The 207-nt window shown below is 57.5% G+C and carries 1 pseudogene; it reads right to left on the bottom strand.

Features of this window, described 5'->3' with window-relative positions:
• A pseudogene (locus tag QCD69_RS22830) lies at positions 1 to 207 on the bottom strand (MFS transporter); the annotation flags it as partial.

The raw sequence follows: 207 nt of genomic DNA, 5'->3' as shown, positions 1-207 counted from the left end.
ATAGGGATGCGGAGCGTAGATATCAGCTCGGTTTTCTGGCGGCCTAGGCTTTGCGCGAGCGTCTGCTTCTGCTGGTCGGCTGCCAGCGCGGGGGCGGATTTTTTCTCGGCCGGGCGCTCCGAGGTATAGCTATAAACCAGCGTCAGCACGATGTCGCACAGCACGGAAAAGACCAGGCTGTAATAGAAGAAAGAGAGCGGATTATCC

Source organism: Erwinia sp. PsM31 (assembly GCF_030433775.1).
GTDB lineage: Bacteria > Pseudomonadota > Gammaproteobacteria > Enterobacterales > Enterobacteriaceae > Erwinia > Erwinia aeris.
The sequence above is the reverse complement of the archived record's forward strand: the minus strand, read 5'-3'. Positions and strand labels throughout refer to the sequence as shown.